Source organism: Psychrobacter sp. 1U2 (assembly GCF_051847575.1).
In genome coordinates this window covers 1-532 of the sequence record NZ_JBPYDC010001751.1, presented here as the reverse complement: position 1 = coordinate 532, position 532 = coordinate 1, and the positions used below count along the sequence as shown (strand labels likewise).

Here is a 532-nt window from a genome sequence, read left to right as displayed (position 1 = left end):
AAACCCCATTTTAGACCGCCAGCTAGCTGAGTTGTAGGTATTAAAGGTAGTACATTTGATCGATCTAATGCAATGTCTTGACGTATCTTATGATAAGTTGCATAACTAGATGTGTCGATAGGTATCAAAGTATTGGCTTGATCATTACCTCCGTCTAGTAGGACACAGACCAAGGCTTTATAATCTGGGCCTGCTGTTGCTGCTCTCGCTTTGTTAGCTGATAAGCCCATAGCCATAGGTGCAACAACACCAGCACCTGCTAAATAACTTAAACGCTGTAAAAAGGCTCTTCTTGATAACTCATTCACAATAACTTTCCTATAATCTTTATTACTTTATTGGGTACTAAACCATTGAACTGCGTTACTACTAATAAAAATAGCATTAACTATAATTTTTATTACCTGTGACATTTTGGACGATGACATTGGTTGAAGGATCAACTTTAAAGCTTGCAACTTTAATGTTAGTTTTAGTATTAATATTTCTAGCAATACAATCTTCGCCAAGGGTAATTAGCCAGCCAAAAGAT

The 532-nt window shown here is 36.5% G+C and carries 1 protein-coding gene; it reads right to left on the bottom strand.

What is annotated here, in order from left to right; translation table 11 throughout:
• Nucleotides 1–308 (bottom strand): hypothetical protein (locus tag ACS8FD_RS24210; RefSeq protein ID WP_439277719.1); only part of this gene is annotated, 308 nt, incomplete at its 3' end.
• Nucleotides 309–532 lie beyond the last annotated feature (224 nt).